This is a genomic window from Vibrio wakamikoensis, from assembly GCF_050337275.1.
Lineage (GTDB): Bacteria > Pseudomonadota > Gammaproteobacteria > Enterobacterales > Vibrionaceae > Vibrio > Vibrio chaetopteri.
The window spans coordinates 107,525-126,316 of record NZ_JAKJST010000023.1 but is presented as its reverse complement, the minus strand read 5'-3'; the positions used below and the strand labels follow the sequence as shown (position 1 = coordinate 126,316).

Below are 18,792 nucleotides of genomic sequence, written 5' to 3'. Positions count from 1 at the left end.
TTTAGAATAATTGCATCTCTTTCGAGTGAGGTGGTTTTTGTTGTTTTCGAGGTACTCAATGTCAAATATCCAATTTCCAAAAGATTTTCTATGGGGCGGGGCGATCGCCGCAAACCAGTCAGAAGGTGCTCATTTAGCTGGTGGTAAGGGGCTCACAACGGTCGATATGATCCCCTATGGTGACAACCGTATGCCAATCAAGCTTGGCCAAGTAGATAGGGTCGCTCTATCTGAAAATGAGTTTTACCCAAGTCATAACGCCATCGACTTTTACCACCGTTACAAAGAGGATATCGCTTTATTGGCTGAGATGGGCTTTAAAGTGTTTCGCGTCTCTATCGCCTGGAGTCGCATCTTTCCTAAAGGTGATGAGTTAGAGCCGAATCAGGCTGGGTTGGACTTTTATCGAAGTGTGTTTGAAGAGTGCCAAAAAAACGGTATTGAGCCTTTAGTCACGCTTTGTCATTTCGACGTTCCAATGCATTTGGTTAACACCTACGGTTCATGGCGCAATCGAAAAATGATCGAGTTCTTCACTCGCTATGCAAGAACGTGTTTTGAGCAGTACAAAGGGCTGGTGAAGTATTGGCTGACTTTTAACGAGATCAATATTCTTTTGGCGAGTCCGTTTTCTGGTGCAGGACTGCTGTTTCAAGAAGGTGAGAATCATGATCAAGTGAAGTATCAAGCGGCTCACCATGAACTCGTTGCTAGTGCGCTTGTAACAAAAATAGCGCATGAAGTTGATGAGCAAAACCAAGTCGGCTGCATGCTGGCTGGTGGCAATTTCTATCCATATTCTTGTAAGCCAGAAGATGTTCTGATGGCGATGGAAAAGGATCGTGAGAACCTGTTTTTTATTGATGTTCAGTCTCGCGGTTATTATCCGTCTTACGCTCAAAAAGTCTTTGACCAAAAGGGTGTGGTGCTAGAGACGGAAGAAGAAGACTTTGAGATCTTAAAGAACACTGTCGATTTCATCTCGTTTAGTTATTATGCCTCTCGCTGCGCTTCCGCTGACATGAACGCTGGAAATACCAGTGAAGCGAACGTAGTGAAGTCGATCAAAAATCCACACCTACCGGCTAGTGACTGGGGATGGGTGATAGACCCTACGGGTCTGCGAATCACTATGAATACCCTATATGACCGCTACCAAAAACCGCTGTTTTTGGTTGAAAACGGATTGGGCGCACAAGATCAATTAACTGAAGATGGTCAAGTGAACGATGACTACCGAATTGACTATCTACGCGAGCATATCATCGCCATGCATGAAGCAATGGAAGATGGCGTTCCACTAATGGGATACACACCTTGGGGGTGTATTGACCTTGTGGCAGCCTCGACAGGTGAAATGAGTAAACGCTATGGCTTTATCTATGTTGATAGAGACAATCTAGGTAACGGCAGTTTGAACCGAATTCCTAAAAAGTCGTTTTATTGGTACAAGCAGGTTATCGCCAGCAACGGCAGCGATTTATCGTAGGTTTTGCGGTTAGCGATAAAAGGGCTGTCAGGCGCAGTCCTTTTTAGTTTCAGCATTTAGCTGCAACACTTCGTGGGCCTGGATTGCTAAAACGAAAAAAGCCGCTGAATTATCAGCGGCTTTTTAGAATGTGGCGGAGAGATAGGGATTTGAACCCAATCGCTCGGAACTTGATTCTTATAAGTCTTTGTTTTATCAGGGTAATTCACGTCTTTAACTGCAAATCGTAAAACGTTTGGGATAGTCACCTGACTGACTATGAGTTTTACATCCGTCTAACTTTAAGTCAAGTTTTCTGTTTGAAATTTAATCTGCTAGGTTGATGTTGAATCTGGGACCGTGAATACTAGTAGAGTATGCAAAACAGGGAGGTTGATGATGGGAGTCGGGATTGATATAACTTCTGAGCAGCGCTCAACAGCACTTAATACCGCTTTGAAAATATTAGATAAATGGCAATGCAGTGACCGTGAGAAAGCTACTCTAATAGCTTTAGACTGTGATTCGAAAGATAGTGATGTGAGTGAACATACATTAGAAAGGGTCAGCTATATTCTGAACATTCACAAGGCATTGCGACAGACTTTTAGTAGCGATGAAACTATCTATGACTGGGTGCGTAAACCTAATACTCATCCAACATTGTCAGGGACTCCAGCCATAGATTTCATGAAGCATCGGGGCAACTATGGATTATCGATGGTGATGAATCTTGCTGTCGATTTCTCATCTTAGAGTTGTGATAAGAGTGATGTAATTCCTCATTAATTAGACCCAAGATCGGCTAAAGTCCAAGCCGAAATCTATGGTGGCCAGAGAGAAGGAATCAAACTCCTGAGTCTTAGAATAATTCAATTGTTAAGGCTTTCTAACTCTAGTTTTTGACCTACGGTAGCTGATAATCAATATAACTAACATTGGGTTAACACAGGGGTGTGTAAAAATTAACGTGTAGTGTGAGTGAGCGGTATACAAGTCAGTTTTAATAGTGATTAGTGTCACAATTTGACTTGTGCTTAACAAAAATATACCAGCGTAATTCTAATCAATTACACAAAAAGACAAGCATAATTAGATGGTTTGAGTCTGTTCATAGTCCTGGTGAATGTGTTGCTTGATGTTATTTTCTGACTTTGATTTTTATTGGGGGAGTTATATTGTTATAGTGTCAAAAATCAGATTGCTATAAATAACATGCAAGAAGTGGAGCTAGGATTTATTAGCTAGGATCTTTGATGTAGAAGCTATTGAGCTTTTAAGCTTCATTAATGCACTGGTTAATTGATGAGCAAAGTATGCAACCGACACTGCACTACTCACAAGCATCTGAAAAAATATTTTATTCAATTATTAAGTTTAAGGATAATCTTAACATGAACTATAAACTCGCTATTGCTGCGCTGTCTATTGCTGTGTCTTCAGGGTGCTCAAGTATCGTTTCTGAATCTCAATATCCTGTTTCTATCGATTCTAGTCCATCGGGTGCTAGCTATGAAATAACAAATGAAGATGGTTTAATTGTACATAGTGGTACAACGCCTTCTTCAGTAACATTGAAATCAGGCTCAGGATTTTTTGACGGCGAGACATATACGATTAAAATCACTAAAAAGGGCTATTATGATAAGTCCTATACAGTAGATAGTTCAGTGGATGGTTGGTACTTCGGTAATATTTTATTTGGAGGTATAATTGGGATGTTAATTGTTGACCCAGCTACTGGGGCTATGTTTAGCTTACCTGAATCTGTAATGATTGATATGAACTCTGACGATTCAATTAACGATGATAAAGAACTTAAGATTACATCAATTAATGAGTTAACTGATGAGCAAAAGAAAAAGTTAGTTAGGCTTTAATTGTTCAACCTATCAATGTTAATGTTGGTCAATATAACTCCTTGATTTTAAGTTATAATTGAAATGTAGCCTTATCAAGCTGTTATATAATATTTTATAGCTTGTAATGGCAGTTATTATTGATGATTAATCTCTAAGGTGTAGTGGCTCAATCTTATTAGCCACTACATTAACTTTGGAGCAGGCTAGTGATCTAAACTCCTATCATGTCGGTTAGGTTGCTCATAGTTAGCCTGCTCCAACGCTGCATCCACGATCTGCCTGAAAGACTGAGGCATGTCGCTTGATAGCTTCTCTGCAATAGCGTCAGTAAAACGTCTCGCTGAGCTGTCAAACTTCTTATGCTTAGCTAACATCAACATGTATGCATCTACAATCATCGAAACAGCGATGCGACGACTATCTTCATTCATCATTCTTAACTCGCGCTCTCGTTTCTCTAGTTGTTGCTCTACATGCTCGAGTTCATCTTTTCGTTGCTCTAAGCCTCTGTCGATGCTCAAATACTGGTGAGCCAAGGTTTCTGTATCGTGTCTAAGTTCGTCGATTTTCTGCTCTTTGACTTGAAGTTCAAAGTGCTTTCCGCTGAGTTGCTCTTCAAAGCGTAGTATGTTGTTGACGACATCATCCATTTTGTTGACTAGCAACTCGTGTTCCATTTTTGTGTACTTCAGTTCATCTTTGACGTTGAACTCTTGTTTACTAAGCTCTAAGATTTTTGCTGTACGGTTTTCTTCTTGAACTCGAAGGTCTTCTATAATGGATTTGAGGTGATCCAGTTGACGAAAATAGTAGTTGAACTCACGCATCGATTTTGGAACCTTTCCTTGTCTAATCATATGTTTATATTGCGCTGATTGTTTTTCAGTTTCATCCGTAAATCGTGCATTTAAGCCTTTTGGGTTCAACAGATGTTTGTTTGCAAACTCTTGGATAATTACTTGCAGAAAGTGTCCTAACGTGCGTGACTGACTTAGAGATAGTTTACCGTCACTCGGCAGCATACTGTCATGCTGACTACTGTACGCTAAGTATTCGTTTACTATTTCAATCTGTCGCATCCGTAAATCGTACGCCCCCGTAACGCTATTTTTGGCATTCAGATAATAGTGAGTATGAAGTCCAGTTGTTTCTTCTTCTCGTCGCTCGTCATCATGTCCAATTATCGCTTCGATAGGATAGTCGGGGTAGTAGTGTGTGAGATACAATTCAGTAAATCGAATATACTCATCTAACGAAATAATACTTGAATCAACGTTCCACTGATGGGGGATTTTGATGATGCCTTCCTGAATGGCAATGTTATTTTGATTTGGTGCTCGTTCACACAATTGATTATGTCTCAACACGTATTGCTCGACCGCATTTTGACGTTGACTTTTTCTCGAGAAATTAATCTGTTCCATCTCTGTATTTATCGAATCTAAATCTAGACGGTCAGAAGATGCTAATATACGTTCAAGAAACGAAACTGCGATACTGTTCTGTTTCTTACTCTCTGATACAATCGCTTTTTTTAGCTTTGCACGATACTGTCGCATTTGAGTGCGTAGTTTAGTGTGATTTCTTAGTCTCGGTTTGGGCGTTATTTTTTTGACAAGTTCGTCTTTTTTGCTTTGAGTTAGACTAGAGCCAAACGTGTGTATAGCTCCATCAATTAGTATCTTGTTATATGCGACAAGATTTGGATTCCATTCGAGTGTTTTTGTAGAACCAGGGTCAACATCGCATCTTAAAGAGTGTCGCAAAGTTGCTTCACATTTCTTGCGTCGAGCGCTGGTAGAGTTGAAGTTAATGTGTCGATGAAAGAACCTAATTTCACGTGTATTAGATATCATGAAAACCTCCTTGGGGTTTTCATGTATGAGAGTCCAGAGAGCCTTCTCTGGCCAGCAGTTTTCGTGCTCTTTTGTGAAACAAAAGTGTGACGAAAACGTAGCTGGTTACTAAGCCGACGCGTTTTTACGCCTCTCCTTATTTGTCGAAAACTAAACCGCCTGCGCACGTGTTTTGACACGCAGTCTGAAGCGCTTTCGCGCTTCAGTTTTGCTATTTGTACAGTATTGAAGGTGTAACGCCTTAGTGCGTTGAGTATTGTCATTGTCATATTTTCGCCTACTAGAATAGGTCTAATTATTTTGTTGAGCGGTCTGACTGGGCTCTGGGCGCAGCCCAGGTGCTCTTCAAGGGAAAACTAATCTTTCAATAGTTCTTCGTCTATGAAGTTAGCATGCGGGTAATCTTCGCTTTGATTATTGAGCGCGATAGATTCTCGTTTTTGAAATTCAGTAATGATGTCTAATAATCGTCTGTTTTCACTACTCAAACGTTTCTTATCTTCCTCGAGAGACTCATTATGTCTGCCAAGCATCTCATTACGTGATTCTGCTGTAGCTAACTCGCTGTTTATGAGAAGCATCGACTTTAGCTCACTTTGAGACGAATCGTATTTGTCACGTAGCTCAGAATAAACTTGCTCTGTGCGAGCAAGTTCAACCTCTAGTGCTTTATTTCGATTGCGATAGTATTCGACGTCGTCCGTTTGGCGTTGCAACTCATCAACTAACTCAGCTAAGTCTTCATTTTCTTTGTCTAGCATAGAAATTTGGTTTAAAGACTCTTGTGTGCGGATGTCGACTAAGTGCTGAACTTCTGCGTCAAACGCTTGCCATACTGTCGTCATTTCGTTTTTCAAAGCAGTACTTATGCGTTGCTCGGTATCGACGAACCACGCCGATTTGTCTCTAATGAGAGGTGTTGGTCTAGTTGCTTGTATCAGTAACTTAAATGCTATACGTACGCGCTTAAAATCACCACCGACCACACTTTGAAGTGCTTTAGCTGATGTCGGTGCGTTTTTGGGGTCGTCAAAAGCTCGAGCGTACTCTTCTATTGTTTTGCCTTTGTCGAGTGAACAGCCACGCTTTTGGAGTTCGAGCATCCAATTGTCTTTCAGTGATTTTGCCAAACTTCCTTCCTGCCCTGTCGGGGCAGGAAGTGAGGCAGGGCAGGGAGGAGTAACATCCATAACCATTACTCCTTGTCTAATGTTTGTGAGATAACTTGGATTATTTGCTCTCTGTGCTCTTCACTTTCTGTGCTTTGGGCTAGATTAAGCATTGACTTGATAAACTCTTTGTCAATAGCATTTACCGATCTGGTTTTAGCTTGAACTATCTCCCGAGGGACCTTAATAGTGTTTTCATCACTTAACTTGAAGAGATCAGAAATTGTGTTTTCTGCTTTCTTTTGTTCTTTTTTTAAACTGACTTTATTCCGCTTTGCGTAGTGTTGCTCAACGATGCTTACATCCCTGTGACCCAACAAGCTCGCTATCCATACGACGCTAGTACCACCGTTATAATGCAGTGATGCACAAGAATGACGGAGTTGACTTGGGCCGCGATGAGGCACCCTTGCTATTTTTAGAAAATCGGTAAAGAACTGTTTAGCAAACTGTTTTGGATTGATCCATGGTTGACCAGTCTGTTCATTGAGAAAGATGAATTTGCGCTTATCTTTTCTAATGGTGATGTTATCTCGTTCAACGATGTCAATTGAAATGGGAGCTTTCTTACCAGTAAGTGGTTCAAGGTCTCTTAGAACCCGTGCAGCTTCTGACGATAGCTCTATTACCCGCATGGATTCTTCGGTTTTTGTTACTTTGTATCTATTAAGTGGTTTAGCTAAGTCTATGTACAGCCGACATTTTTCTACCCCATTTTCCTCAAAGAACTCGACATTCTCCCAAGATACGCAAATCAGTTCGCTAATTCGCAAGGCTGTCAGAACTCCAAACAACGTCATGTACTTTGCACTCTTATCGTCGGTATCAGTCAGTAGTAGTTGTTTTATTTCGTGCTCATTTAGGGGATTTGGTTCTTTATTGACGACTTTCAAGTTTTTGAAGGTGTCCATCAGATTGCAGTTTTGATGGCCAGAGACTAGTGCTTTAGCGCAAACAGCTCGCAGTAATGTATAGCATCCATTTACCACTTTGCCTTTGCATCCTCGCTGCAAAAGCGTCGTTCTGAATATTTCAATATCTTCGACACTTAACTCGTTAAGATACTTTGCACCGAGTTGCTTGATGATGTGTCTAGCATGACTTTTCATAGCAGTAAAAGTGGATTCAGCCACAATTGGCCTTTTCATGTTCAATTCATGACAAACGGCTCTTGCAACCGAAGATTGCTCATAGTCAACGACATTTAGAGATACATTAGAAGATCGCACGCCTTTGCGCTTTTTTGCTGTTCTAGCTTTTAACTTTCTTTTTTTTGGAGGTGTTCTTTGTGCTACTTGCTTTGTTTCTAGTTTGTCAGACTTCATATCATCGACCTATTAAATTAAGGCCATCAAAAAAACCAAGATGCTCGTACATGGAGCGTACATTCTGTACTAGTTATTATTATTTTTTTGGATGGTCATTAGTGAATGTTCTTATATAAAATCACAGCCCAAGAGTGATTTCAAGTGCATGATATTTAAGCCTTTGTTGACTTTCGGGAGTGTTGATATCTAATGATTCAGGTATATTTTTGGTGTGTATATTTTAGTCGGTTTAACTATCTGATTTATAAGAACTAGCTAAAATAGGTAGTAATTATTCAGTGATTAATAAATTTTGAAGAAAAATCAATCGCTGATGTAGAAGTGTGATGAGTGTGGCATTTTATCGTTTTCAAGACTTTAGCAAAGGGAAGATTCTTGAGAACCTGACGTTAATGTTGATGGTTTGTAAAGCGCACATCTCAGTGTTTGGGACCTTATCTTCTAAATCAAAAATGCCCCAAAACCACTTAGAGTAGATGCTCTTCACTAAACAAGGATGTTCATATTGACCAACATTTTCTAATGTTAGAAGCTCGTCTCTAGCCAATCTCGTTGAGTTTAATATGGATAGTAATAGCAAGGTTATATACAAAATCACATACCCAAACGGCAAGATCTATATCGGGAAAGATCTGACAAACAGTATCAACTACTGGGGAAGTGCTAAAAGCGATGTGATCGCTGAAGATTTCAGTTTCGAAGAAAGGATGAATATGACTATTCGCCGTGAAATCATTTTCTTTTCTGACAGTGCTGATGAGGTAAACAAAAAGGAAGTTGAGTTGATTCGTCAGTATGACTCTAACAACCCTGACATTGGGTATAACAGATGGCCAAAGTATAAACGTTAGGTGCCCCTTTCTAAGTCAGATAATTAATTATCAGTTGATATACCAATCCAAGATTGACTGAATTTTCTTAATGCTTCAGAGTAACTAGAGTAAGCGTAGCTATTTAGAGGTTTGATTTGTATAAACTAAAAAACGGTATGGATTTTTCTATAACATATTCGTTCAATTCTGTTGAGAATAGTGAACATTTTACTAAATTAAACCGTAAAGTGGCACGAAATCCTGACTTTTATGACGAAATGCTAACCGTCGCTAAGACTAATGCAGGTCTCGCTATATATGCTGCTACTATCATTGGTAATAATATTGGCAGTTTCATTTCTGATTACTTCCTTGCTAGTTCCGAACAGCGCGAAGAGGGGGATGTTAGAAATGTTCTTTTTCACGAGTGCTTTGTTTCATCTAGTGTTCTCTCTTTTAATACAAGACGAGACATACTATTCAAGATATTAAATAGTAATAATTATTGTTCACGCAAGAAGAAAGATTCACTTCATCGAAATCTTAAGCTACTTCAGGAGTGGAGGAATGCTTTTGCACATGGGCATTTCTCACTTGTTATTGAACACGAACATATTCAGGTTGCTTTCAACTCAAATGGGGATCAAGAGATGATACTTGATGATAGCAAGTGGAAAGAAATTGACTTAATAATCGATGATATCAGATCAACATTGAACGCCATCTCACTCAAGTTGATGAAGGAACGCAACTGCCATACCGTACTAGAAGGTCAGAAGTGAACTATACTGTTCAGGTTTTTTGCATAGGCAACTTCGGCAAACTCTCCTTTGCCCCAAAATGAGTTGCGGTTGCGCCAGATCACACTTATTCAAGATCTAAATGGCTTAGTTTTTCTCATAACAATAAAGTGTCTATCAGTTTCAGACCTTACCATCCTTACAGGCCGCACACAGTTGCTACTTACCAAAGAACAACAAGGAATACGAATGCCTGAATGTAATGAATTAGAATTAAAGCCGATTAACGACCTGCTTGACCTGTCGTTTTTTATACCTGCCTATCAACGTGGCTATCGTTGGTCTAAAAGGCAAGTCACCGAGCTACTCGATGACGTTTATGAGTTTTGTCTAAACAAAAACAAGACAGAGCAAGATTTTTATTGTTTACAACCCGTTGTGGTAAAAGCACGAGGTGACCAATGGGAGTTAGTAGATGGCCAGCAAAGGCTAACTACTATTCTCATAATTTTGGGTTATTTTAACTCTCGATTTGCTGAAGACTTCCGAAAGCAACTTTATTCAATTGAGTATGAGACGCGACATGAAAGCAAAGAATACATCGCAACACTTGATGAAAGCCAAAAAGATAAAAATATAGACTTTCACTATATTTTTGAAAGTTATAATGAAATTCGAAATTGGTTCAAAGACAAAATTAACCGCATAAATGATATTGAATCTGTATTTCTTAATGATGTTAAAGTGATTTGGTATCAGATAAGCGAATCAGAAAATGTTACTGAGGTGTTTACTCGACTCAACATGGGCAAGATACCTCTGGTCAATGCCGAGCTAGTAAAAGCATTATTTTTAAAATCGAGTAATTTTGCCCAAGATGTTGATGATTACAAAAGCAAAAAACCGATTCAAAACCTACAGCAGTTAAAGATTTCACAAGAGTGGGATGCTGTTGAGAAACGCTTACAAGATGATGCGTTCTGGTATTTCATTAGCAATAAGTCCATTACCACGAACCGAATTGAATTCGTTTTGGATTTAGCATCTAGAAGCCTTGATGATCAAGGCATTCTAGATACTGATAAATTGAAAATATTTCTGACGTTCAACCGATTGTTAAGTCCCAATGGTGATAAAGATAAGTCTGTAGATGTTGCTCGTGAATGGCTAAAGATAAAACAGTGTTTTATGACTCTAGAAGAATGGTACAACGACCGTCCACTATTTCACTTGATTGGCTATTTAGTCTCGCAAAAAGTCTCTATCGCTCGTATTTTTGATTTACACCAAGAGGCTCTTACAAAGTATGATTTTCGACAATCATTGTTAAAGCTAGTATTTAGTAAGACCTTTAACGTTAGAGAGATAGACGCAATATCTCAAGAATGGCTAGATGAGAGGCTAAACACATTCACTTACGAATCAGGTGCGCACAAGCTAAGACCACTACTATTACTGTTTAATGTTGCAAGCTTACTAGCCAACCCTGCTACCAATGCACGTTTTCAATTTGATAAATATAAATTGGATAGTTGGGATATTGAACATATCCGCTCAGTGGCATCCGATATGCCAAATAGCAAAGACAAGCAAAAGGCATGGCTTGAAAACGTTGTTGCATATATCTCTAGCGATGAAGCACCAGAATCTAAGAAGTCTGACGTTGATGTAAACAATGAAGAGCTTTCTATCAAACTTGAAGCAACAGAATTACTACAAGCCGCAATTTTAAATAGTGATAAGTTTGAAGCTTTGTACGACAAAGTGCGGGCGTATTATGACCCTGATGGCGAGGAAGATGTTGATAACTCAATTGGCAATCTAACCTTGCTGGATAGCAGCACGAATCGTAGTTACCAGAATGCGGTATTCCCAATTAAACGAGCGAGTATCATCGCATTAGATAAGAAAGCAACCTTTGTTCCGCTCTGCACTAAGAATGTGTTTCTTAAGTATTACAGCAAACAGGTAGATAAGATGCTGTATTGGGAAGCGAAAGATAGCGAAGATCATCAAAGGGCTATGGTAGAAATGTTACTCGGTTTCTTTCAAGGTGTAGGTGTTCATCACGAGGATTTAGGGTATGAATAAGGGAAAAAGATTAACGTTTTATGGTTTATTTGATGTTGTTGAGGCAATTGAAATTCCAATATTGCAACGTGATTACGCACAAGGTCGAGAAGAAGAGCTTGAAGTAAGAACACTGTTTTTAAGTTCATTATTCCAAGCACTAAATAACAATGATGAATCACGACAATCACTAGATTTAGATTTTGTTTATGGAAATTTTGAAGAAGGTCAAAGTAAGGCTTTCTCGGTTCTTGATGGACAGCAGCGCTTAACGACTTTGTTTTTGCTGCATTGGTACTTAGCAGTACAACATGGGCATATTGTAGAATTTAGAAATCGGTTTGTCACTAGTGAAAATCGCTCTCGCTTTACCTATAAGACTCGTCCAAGCACAATGGAGTTTTTTGATGCTTTAACCTCCAAAGATATTGAATTATCTGGGATAGAGATAAGCAAGCAGATTAATAATAGTCAGTGGTTTTATTTGTCGTGGCAACAAGACCCAACTGTTCAAGCTTGCTTAAATATGCTCGATGCGATTCAAACATTGTTTCCTCAAAGCGATATCAACTTGTACGAGAGGATAATCAATACAAGAGAACCTTACATTACCTTTCAGTTTCTAGATCTTCATTCATTTGGTTTGTCAGATGAGCTTTATATAAAAATGAATGCTCGTGGTAAACCGTTAACTATATTTGAAAACTTTAAAGCCAAGCTGGAGCAAAAAGTAAAATCTTTTGAAGGTCCGTGGCCTGAATACGCGCTACCTTTTAAAGATAATGCCAGCGGGTATGAGTACTTCATCCATAAGGTAGATACCGATTGGGCGGATCTGTTTTGGCCTTTTAGAAATATTTGTTCTGATGACGATACTTTTGATGATGAGTTAATGAATTTCATTCGACTAATTATTGCCTATCAATACCTCATTGAATATCAAGATTCACCTTTGGATCTCATTGTTCATAGTGGAGAATTGTTTGGTAAAAATGGTCGCTTAGAAGCGCTTACGCTTTCTCAATATGAAGCGTTAGGTTGCTTGAATAAACAGTTTTTTGTGCGCCTGATTAGTTTCCTTGACCTCATCTACAGAGATGGAATAGTCAATAGCCAAATACAAGGCTACTTAGAAACTGAGTATTACTATGACGAACAAAAAACATTCAAAAACGTATTGAAAAATGACGCCAGCTACGATGATAAACTCAGGTTTTATGCGTTTTACAACTACGTTGCTAAAGCTACGTCTGACAGAGAGCTAAATGAATGGCTAAGGGTTGTTTTCAATTTAACCGAAAATACCATTATCAACACCTCTGATGAATTCAATAAAACACTATTTGCGATTGATAAGCTGTGTCAATCAGGTAAACCTATCCTTGAGATTCTAGCTGATGATATAGAAATAGCAGGTTTTGCTGGCGCTCAGGTTCTTGAAGAAAAAATAAAAGCTCATTTATTACTTAAATCGGATGATTGGCGTGAAGCTATTGTGAGTGCTGAAAATCACCCTTTCTTAAAAGGTCAAGTTGGCTGTCTTTTAAACTTTGCTGAAATCCTTTCTTATTACCGAGAACATAAGCACTGTAATTGGATTGATCATGAAGATAATGAGTACTTAGCTAGATTCAAGCTATATTCGGAAGCAATTCAAAATGTATTCTCCCAAATATCTAGCAGCTCGTCATCTATCGACTACCTATGGGAGCGAGCAGTACTAAGCAAGGGTAATTACTTTACTAATTGGACAGGTAACAGGCATAGCTTGCTTAGTACACGTTTAACTAAAAATAACATTAAACGAGACCATAGTTGGAAACGACTTTTAAGAATTCACCCAGGTGGTGGTGGGACAAATATGGAGTCTCGACAAGCGCTTGTCAAAGCTGTAGTCGATGATCCACTCTTTGATTCTGATGATATAACTACCTCTCTGATGGCGATTTGTAGTACGGCTATTGAAGCTCCAACTACAAAAGCGTGGATAAGGCTACTTATCAAACATCCAGGTTTATTTGAAGTATGCGAACAAGGTTTTATATCCATTACCGCAGAAGAAATAATACTCTTATGCCAGTCGCAAAGAAACCACTACCACTATGATCTATATACTAAATCTTTAGAGATAGAGTTGACGACTGAACACATAGATCCTTTTTTAAAGTCACACACAACTCCTGTTAAATCAAGCGAAGATTGGTCTTGTTGTGATATTTCTGGAGCCAAATATCAGGGTAAATCACTTAGGCTTAGTGTTGGTTTTTACAATGAAAACTTTCACATTTGGTTAAAGGGAATAAGCGCTGACAATGAGAATGAAGAACTAACTCGATTTGTTAGTAAACATGGCTTTGATAGTGGGTATCTTAAAAAAGTGCCTAAGACAGAAAATGACCTAAGTGAAATCAAACAAGTGATTAGGGAACTTTGTACTGGCTTAAAGGATTTATGCGATGAGTAAGGTCAGAAGTGGTTGTTCGATTAGAGGTCAGCCATACCTATAGTTATTCGTTTTTAACTAAATTAGGAAAGTCACTGACACAGAAATATCCAAAGGTGTGCTGAGATCTCTCACTGCTGATTGCGACACACCTCGTCTGTTAGGATCTGAGTAGCTTTATTTTCTCAATCAGCTCGTCGGTTACACCAGCGCCGAATTTACTAGATAGATATCTATCACGATAGTCAGCTAGCAGTTCATCACCATCAAAGTCGCCACAGACCCACCATTCTGCTTCTAGGGCATGCGCGTGCGCTCTTAAATGACGAACAGCGTTGGAGTCATCAAGACGCGCACTACGACTCGTTGCTATATCGGGAGCGAGAATGTTGCTATCAAAAATCTTGTTCTCGACAAGCCAAGCGCGTGTATATCTACTCTGCGTAGGATACAGCATTAGGTTCGCTTCTTTTGCTGCGTTAGCAAGCTTGTGTGCAGATTCAATGTCTATTGAATCTGATTTTGAGCGAAGCAGACTAAAGACATCGACGTAAAGTATTCTCATGCAAACTCCTTTGCAGAGGTGGGCACTCATTTGAATCCCACCTCGTTGACGATCTAATATATTAGAAATTCATCGCTTTCAAAAGTTCTCGATTGGCGCCATTTTCATGTCTCATAGAGAAGTCGTGTAGGTGTAGTATCTTAGTCGATGAACGGGAAACGTAATCGAGTTCAGGGATATCATCGATCAGGCAAACAGCTATAGGCGTCGTTCTTGTTAGTTGAGAAGAGAATACTTTAACTTCTATCTCTATTGAACGGTGTTCATTTTCTGCTGTCAATATCGTTCTCTCGAAGTCGTAAGTCATAGACCTATATCGTCCAAATCTTGACAGTATGATGTAAGCTGCAATCTCCATAGGATCTTTGGGGAGTAACAAGCTTGTACCACACTTAAAAGTCATGGCTCTAGCGAGTTGTTGACCGAGGTCGACCTGAAAGTAAGAGGTCAAAGCGAAGCCCTCCAAATGATTGGCTCTAATCTCATCTACGTAGTGCTGATAGACAAAATAGGGCAGAGTAATGCAGTTTTCATCTTGCAGCCCGTTATCTTGTACCCAAGCCATCAGTGAGTATTCTTCAATGTGCAGTAGAGTTTTAAAGTGATTTACTCCGCCCAAGACTCTCTGTATCCCTTTGTGACTGAAGCCCAGATTTTCAAAGTCGACATCAGAGAGGTAAGGAGACTCATGTAGCAATCGAATTGCAGTGTCGATTAGCCCGATCTCAAACTCAGTCACTCCACGCACTAAGAAGCGTTGCATGTCGATACTCTCTCTATAAGACTCACCTTCGACAAGCACATTTATGATTTCAGCGCGCATTTGATCAGTTAACTTAGTCATGAGACACCTCCACCGTGAGATTAAACTTAGCTACAGCTTCAAGAAGTCTATTAACTTTTAACTTCTTGCCGTACCGACCAAATGTCATGTTGGGGTTCGTATGACCTACTATTTCGGCGACGACATGTTCAGCCTCGTCTGCTACTTTGAGTTGATCAATGAAAGTATGGCGTAGCCCGTATGCAGTCGGTCGTTGTCTTGGCTTCATACCAATTTCAGTTTGTACTCGACCAAATTGAGTTCGATATGTCTTTGTCCAGTCTTTATCCGCGGACAGTGGTTTATATAGAAAGAGAGGGCGGTTGTTACGTTTACTCCGAGTGCGAACAAACTTTATGAATTCATCGCGTATCTTCGGATGCAACGGGACGTACCGAACTGCGTGAGAGTTTTTGAGATGTTGATCCTTGGAATTATCATTGACGTGGAGACACAAGACTCCCTGTATCTCAGTAATATCATTCGTATAGAACTGACACGCTTCTCCTGTCCGCAGTCCATGATAAAGCTGGAGACGGGTAACCCATTGAAAGTCGATTGATTGACTAAGAAAAGCCTTGCTAGTTAAAATCTTTCTAAGTTCTGATTCAGTCCATCTATCCCGCTCGGTGCTAGCGTGTCGCTTAGCTCTAAATTTGGGCGATACTTTATCCGTTGGATTATGAGATATGTAGTCCATCTGATACAGCCACCCGAAGAACTGAGTCGTTGAAGCAAAGTAATCTTTGTTTGTCTTCATTGACCGCTTTTCACTGTGAAGCTGAGTCACATATTGCATAAATGTCGCTGACGTAATGTAGACAGTGTTATTACTGTGAGCAAAAGACAAGAAATGAGATATGCGCTGTTCGAGTTGATGTACAGTCAGCGCTCTGACGTTCTCTACACGCTTTGATGCTAAGAACTCTCTCAGCAAGCTCTCTACACTGTAGAGCGAGATGGGATGCTGCTCAGACGAGGGATAAGGTTCTAACGTATGAAAGTCGATATGATCGAGTTCTGGGAAGTCAGAATACCCAGGAGTCTTTTGCTCTTGAATGGGAAACTCAGTCTGTTGACTTTCGTCATAGTTATTGCGTATCGATCTAACTTGCTCTCGTAGGGCTTGGGTAAAAGCTTTTGCGCTAGGTACAGTGTTTTTGGAGGCAGTGTGGAACGCTGCTCGAATGCATTGAGCTATTTCGAAGTTGCGCTCTATTGCCAATTTTCGATTGCGAGTTAATAGGCTGAATTTGAAGTCATACGGATATTCATGAGAACGAAGTTCTCTAGGAGTGCAAACGCGGGTTTGATATACACCATTTGGCGCTTTTTGTAAGTACATTGTCTCACCTCTCTGTTGAGATAGGTGATTTGCAGTACGATAGATACGAAAAAGCCCTTGAAAACAAGGGCTTAATGCGTAAGAAAAAGTGGCGGAGAGATAGGGATTTGAACCCTAGAACCGCTATTAACGGTTGCCGGTTTTCAAGACCGGTGCTTTCGACCACTCAGCCATCTCTCCGTGTTGATGCGCATAATAATGGGCATCTTACTGTTTGTAAACCCTTATTTTTACTGTTTGCTCTATTTATAAGCAACTGATTCAAAATAATGGTTTGGGTGTCTAAAAACTACACATTTAAGTAGTAAAAAGCTCTAAGACGAGTCTTAGGGCTTGAATATGGTCGGACTGACAAGATTTGAACTTGCGACCCCCGACACCCCATGACGGTGCGCTACCAAGCTGCGCTACAGTCCGATGGGTTTAATCTAAACCAGAGTGTTTTACTGGTCAAGGGCAATTCATGTGATTAACTGCTTGATTTACTGACTTTTAGCGTAGAAACGTTGCAGTTCCGTGAAGCCTTGCATCAAGATAGGAAGCTTCGGATTCGTGTTATCAAGCTTGTTGTAATCTTTATCATACAGGCTGTAGTTACCAAACTTGTCGACTACCGTGGTGTCATTTGCAGTCACCAAAGCGAGCTCTCTTGTATCACCTGCGATGATCCACTTACGTTTTCTTTCATCAAACAGGTTGCGTCCGCTGCTGAAGTTCTTCACATTGGTGGACACACCGCTAAGATCTTCCAATATGGTCGCAGCAAGATCGAGGTGACTGGTCATATGTCCGTAGTCGGCAGCAAGTTTACCTGGCCAATGAATAACCATAGGCACACGCAACTGATATTGACTGTAGTTGGTATTCGAACCCCAACTTCGAGTCTTCGTTTCGTTGAACTCGGTACCGTGGTTTGACGTCAAAATCACGATGGTACTTTCTAGCAAGTCTTGATCAACTAACGCTTGCAGAATTTTGCCAAACTCGGCATCAGCAGCGGTAGCTGCGGCTGAGTAAGCACTCACAAAGCGCTCTTCGGCTGTTTGCGCATTACTTTGTGATTGGTAGTCGCTAAAGTTATCAACAGTGGACAACTCAATAAAGCCAAACCATGGTTTGTTTGAACCATTAATAATGGCATCGCTCCACTGCTCAATGGCCGCATTGTCAGAGATGGTTTTATCCAGCGTTTCCGACTTGGTTGCGGTTAAATCAACCATTGGGAATTTTCTGAAGATGGTCTCGCTGTAGAGGTCGTCTTCAAAGTTATCACCACTATAAAGCTCAAATCGGTAACCTTGATTAGCAAGTACAGACATCAGCAAGGGTTCAGTTCCCTGAGACTTAATGCTGCTGGCGTAGCTGCTTGGAAGACCATAAAGCAAGCCGAAAGCGCCAAAGTCGTCATTGCTTGAGCTGTAGTGGTTAATGAAGTTTTGATTGTTGAGAGCAAATCCGTACGCGACAGGCATGGTCTCTGGATTCAGCATGTCACTGCGAAGGTTATTGATACTGACAATCAGTACATTCAAATTCTCAGAGCGGCGATTGAACTCAATTTCTGTTAGCGGGTAGCGAACCAAATCCGCAGCGCCTTCGTTATCTTTAAGTTTCTGCAGGTATTCTTCTCTGTCCAGTAAGCCATGTTTCTCCATAAATGACTTCGCTGTCATCGGGTAGGAGAGAGGGAAATTGGCTTTTTGCACGGTGACAGGGTTATAGAAAAACGCGTCCGCCCAAATGAAAATTAGGTGGCTAGCGATAAAGCACACGAAAAACAGCGCAGCCAATGGGCGGCCGACATGCTTATGAGACAGTTTGCGCTGTTTGCGCCATACCCATTCCGCGAGCGCAAGCTCAGCTAAGAAAATCGGTGGCAGGACAATGAACAGGTGCTGTAAATCGGAGCTAATGGTGCTGTTTTCGTCGCTAAATAGCAGATCCCAAACCACCGGAGACAAGTGCAAATTGATGGTTTGATAAGCCTGGGTATCAATTAATAGGACAGTGAGGCCAAATGTAGCAAAACACACCGCAATCAATCGAAACAGTTTTCGCGAGGGAACAATAAAGGTCAGCGGAAACAGCACTAACAGATAGAGGGCAAATACCAAAAAGCCAAAGTGGCCGATCCACGATGCGAACAAGTAAAACTGTCCCAGCAACGTATCAGGCCACGGAGAAGAGGCGATATAGCGGGTACCGACCAGCATTGCCGCAATTATATTAAAGAACGCAAACCAGTGACCCCAGCCCACTAGGCGGGAGACCTTTTCTCCGTATGAATTTTCGCTATCTACCATCTGCCGTG

At 40.4% G+C, this 18,792-nt stretch carries 14 protein-coding genes and 2 tRNA genes; 7 read left to right on the top strand and 9 right to left on the bottom strand.

The window, feature by feature from the left end; genetic code table 11:
• Positions 1–58: 58 nt before the first annotated feature.
• The 3 genes from ascB to L4C42_RS14330 all read left to right on the top strand — a co-directional run bounded on the left by ascB (position 59) and on the right by L4C42_RS14330 (position 3,348).
• The gene (gene ascB, locus L4C42_RS14340; protein WP_429760970.1) at positions 59–1,489 is read left to right on the top strand and encodes a 6-phospho-beta-glucosidase; all 1,431 of its coding nucleotides are present in this window, start codon (positions 59–61) and stop codon (positions 1,487–1,489) included.
• A gap of 378 nt (positions 1,490–1,867) precedes the next feature.
• On the top strand, positions 1,868–2,224 hold the full coding sequence (locus tag L4C42_RS14335; RefSeq protein WP_429760968.1) for a hypothetical protein: 357 nt from the start codon (positions 1,868–1,870) through the stop codon (positions 2,222–2,224).
• A gap of 560 nt (positions 2,225–2,784) precedes the next feature.
• Positions 2,785–3,348, top strand: coding sequence for a hypothetical protein (locus L4C42_RS14330; protein WP_429760966.1), 564 nt, complete (start codon positions 2,785–2,787; stop codon positions 3,346–3,348).
• Positions 3,349–3,533: 185 nt separating this feature from the next.
• On the opposite strand, the gene L4C42_RS14325 is transcribed toward L4C42_RS14330, so the two are convergent.
• The 3 genes from L4C42_RS14325 to L4C42_RS14315 form a co-directional block, all read right to left on the bottom strand.
• Positions 3,534–4,889, bottom strand: coding sequence for a hypothetical protein (locus tag L4C42_RS14325; RefSeq protein ID WP_429760964.1), 1,356 nt, complete (start codon positions 4,887–4,889; stop codon positions 3,534–3,536).
• Positions 4,890–5,542: 653 nt separating this feature from the next.
• A complete protein-coding gene (locus tag L4C42_RS14320) occupies positions 5,543–6,376 on the bottom strand; it encodes a hypothetical protein (RefSeq protein WP_429760962.1) in 834 nt (277 codons plus the stop codon).
• Between the two features lie 5 nt (positions 6,377–6,381).
• Entirely contained in the window at positions 6,382–7,680 is a 1,299-nt protein-coding gene (locus L4C42_RS14315) for a tyrosine-type recombinase/integrase (protein WP_429760960.1), read from the bottom strand.
• 566 nt (positions 7,681–8,246) lie between these two features.
• On the opposite strand from L4C42_RS14315, the gene L4C42_RS14310 reads away from it, so the two are divergent.
• The 4 genes from L4C42_RS14310 (at position 8,247) to L4C42_RS14295 (ending at position 13,769) form a co-directional block, all read left to right on the top strand.
• Entirely contained in the window at positions 8,247–8,534 is a 288-nt protein-coding gene (locus tag L4C42_RS14310; protein WP_429760958.1) for a GIY-YIG nuclease family protein, read from the top strand.
• A gap of 116 nt (positions 8,535–8,650) precedes the next feature.
• Entirely contained in the window at positions 8,651–9,277 is a 627-nt protein-coding gene (locus L4C42_RS14305; protein WP_429760956.1) for a hypothetical protein, read from the top strand.
• A 207-nt stretch (positions 9,278–9,484) separates the two neighbouring features.
• Positions 9,485–11,326 (top strand): DUF262 domain-containing protein, encoded by a 1,842-nt coding sequence (locus L4C42_RS14300; RefSeq protein ID WP_429760954.1) that lies wholly within the window; start codon positions 9,485–9,487, stop codon positions 11,324–11,326.
• Positions 11,319–13,769, top strand: a complete 2,451-nt coding sequence (locus tag L4C42_RS14295) for a DUF262 domain-containing protein (RefSeq protein ID WP_429760952.1) — start codon at positions 11,319–11,321, stop codon at positions 13,767–13,769. The genes L4C42_RS14300 and L4C42_RS14295 overlap by 8 nt, the downstream gene beginning before the upstream one ends.
• Before the next feature lie 139 nt (positions 13,770–13,908).
• Here the strand turns inward: L4C42_RS14295 and L4C42_RS14290 are convergent, their stop codons facing one another.
• The 6 genes from L4C42_RS14290 to L4C42_RS14265 form a co-directional block, all read right to left on the bottom strand.
• On the bottom strand, positions 13,909–14,313 hold the full coding sequence (locus L4C42_RS14290; RefSeq protein WP_429760950.1) for a hypothetical protein: 405 nt from the start codon (positions 14,311–14,313) through the stop codon (positions 13,909–13,911).
• 61 nt (positions 14,314–14,374) lie between these two features.
• The gene (locus tag L4C42_RS14285; protein ID WP_429760948.1) at positions 14,375–15,157 is read right to left on the bottom strand and encodes a hypothetical protein; all 783 of its coding nucleotides are present in this window, start codon (positions 15,155–15,157) and stop codon (positions 14,375–14,377) included.
• Entirely contained in the window at positions 15,150–16,481 is a 1,332-nt protein-coding gene (locus tag L4C42_RS14280; protein WP_429760946.1) for a site-specific integrase, read from the bottom strand. The genes L4C42_RS14285 and L4C42_RS14280 overlap by 8 nt, the downstream gene beginning before the upstream one ends.
• Before the next feature lie 89 nt (positions 16,482–16,570).
• Positions 16,571–16,661, bottom strand: a tRNA-Ser gene (locus tag L4C42_RS14275).
• Between the two features lie 160 nt (positions 16,662–16,821).
• Positions 16,822–16,898: transfer RNA gene (locus L4C42_RS14270), tRNA-Pro, on the bottom strand.
• A gap of 65 nt (positions 16,899–16,963) precedes the next feature.
• Positions 16,964–18,784: a DUF3413 domain-containing protein gene (locus L4C42_RS14265; RefSeq protein ID WP_353498198.1), complete on the bottom strand. Its 1,821-nt coding sequence runs from the start codon at positions 18,782–18,784 to the stop codon at positions 16,964–16,966.
• Positions 18,785–18,792 lie beyond the last annotated feature (8 nt).

Bases quoted from the DNA above. Each gene is read 5' to 3' on its own strand.
- L4C42_RS14280 (WP_429760946.1), bottom strand. From the start codon at position 16,481: ATGTACTTACAAAAAGCGCCAAATGGTGTATATCAAACCCGCGTTTGC.
- L4C42_RS14265 (WP_353498198.1), bottom strand. From the start codon at position 18,784: ATGGTAGATAGCGAAAATTCATACGGAGAAAAGGTCTCCCGCCTAGTG.
- L4C42_RS14335 (WP_429760968.1), top strand. From the start codon at position 1,868: ATGGGAGTCGGGATTGATATAACTTCTGAGCAGCGCTCAACAGCACTT.
- L4C42_RS14320 (WP_429760962.1), bottom strand. From the start codon at position 6,376: ATGGATGTTACTCCTCCCTGCCCTGCCTCACTTCCTGCCCCGACAGGG.
- L4C42_RS14330 (WP_429760966.1), top strand. From the start codon at position 2,785: ATGCAACCGACACTGCACTACTCACAAGCATCTGAAAAAATATTTTAT.
- L4C42_RS14285 (WP_429760948.1), bottom strand. From the start codon at position 15,157: ATGACTAAGTTAACTGATCAAATGCGCGCTGAAATCATAAATGTGCTT.
- L4C42_RS14310 (WP_429760958.1), top strand. From the start codon at position 8,247: ATGGATAGTAATAGCAAGGTTATATACAAAATCACATACCCAAACGGC.
- L4C42_RS14300 (WP_429760954.1), top strand. From the start codon at position 9,485: ATGCCTGAATGTAATGAATTAGAATTAAAGCCGATTAACGACCTGCTT.
- L4C42_RS14325 (WP_429760964.1), bottom strand. From the start codon at position 4,889: ATGCGACAGTATCGTGCAAAGCTAAAAAAAGCGATTGTATCAGAGAGT.
- L4C42_RS14315 (WP_429760960.1), bottom strand. From the start codon at position 7,680: ATGAAGTCTGACAAACTAGAAACAAAGCAAGTAGCACAAAGAACACCT.
- ascB (WP_429760970.1), top strand. From the start codon at position 59: ATGTCAAATATCCAATTTCCAAAAGATTTTCTATGGGGCGGGGCGATC.
- L4C42_RS14290 (WP_429760950.1), bottom strand. From the start codon at position 14,313: ATGAGAATACTTTACGTCGATGTCTTTAGTCTGCTTCGCTCAAAATCA.
- L4C42_RS14295 (WP_429760952.1), top strand. From the start codon at position 11,319: ATGAATAAGGGAAAAAGATTAACGTTTTATGGTTTATTTGATGTTGTT.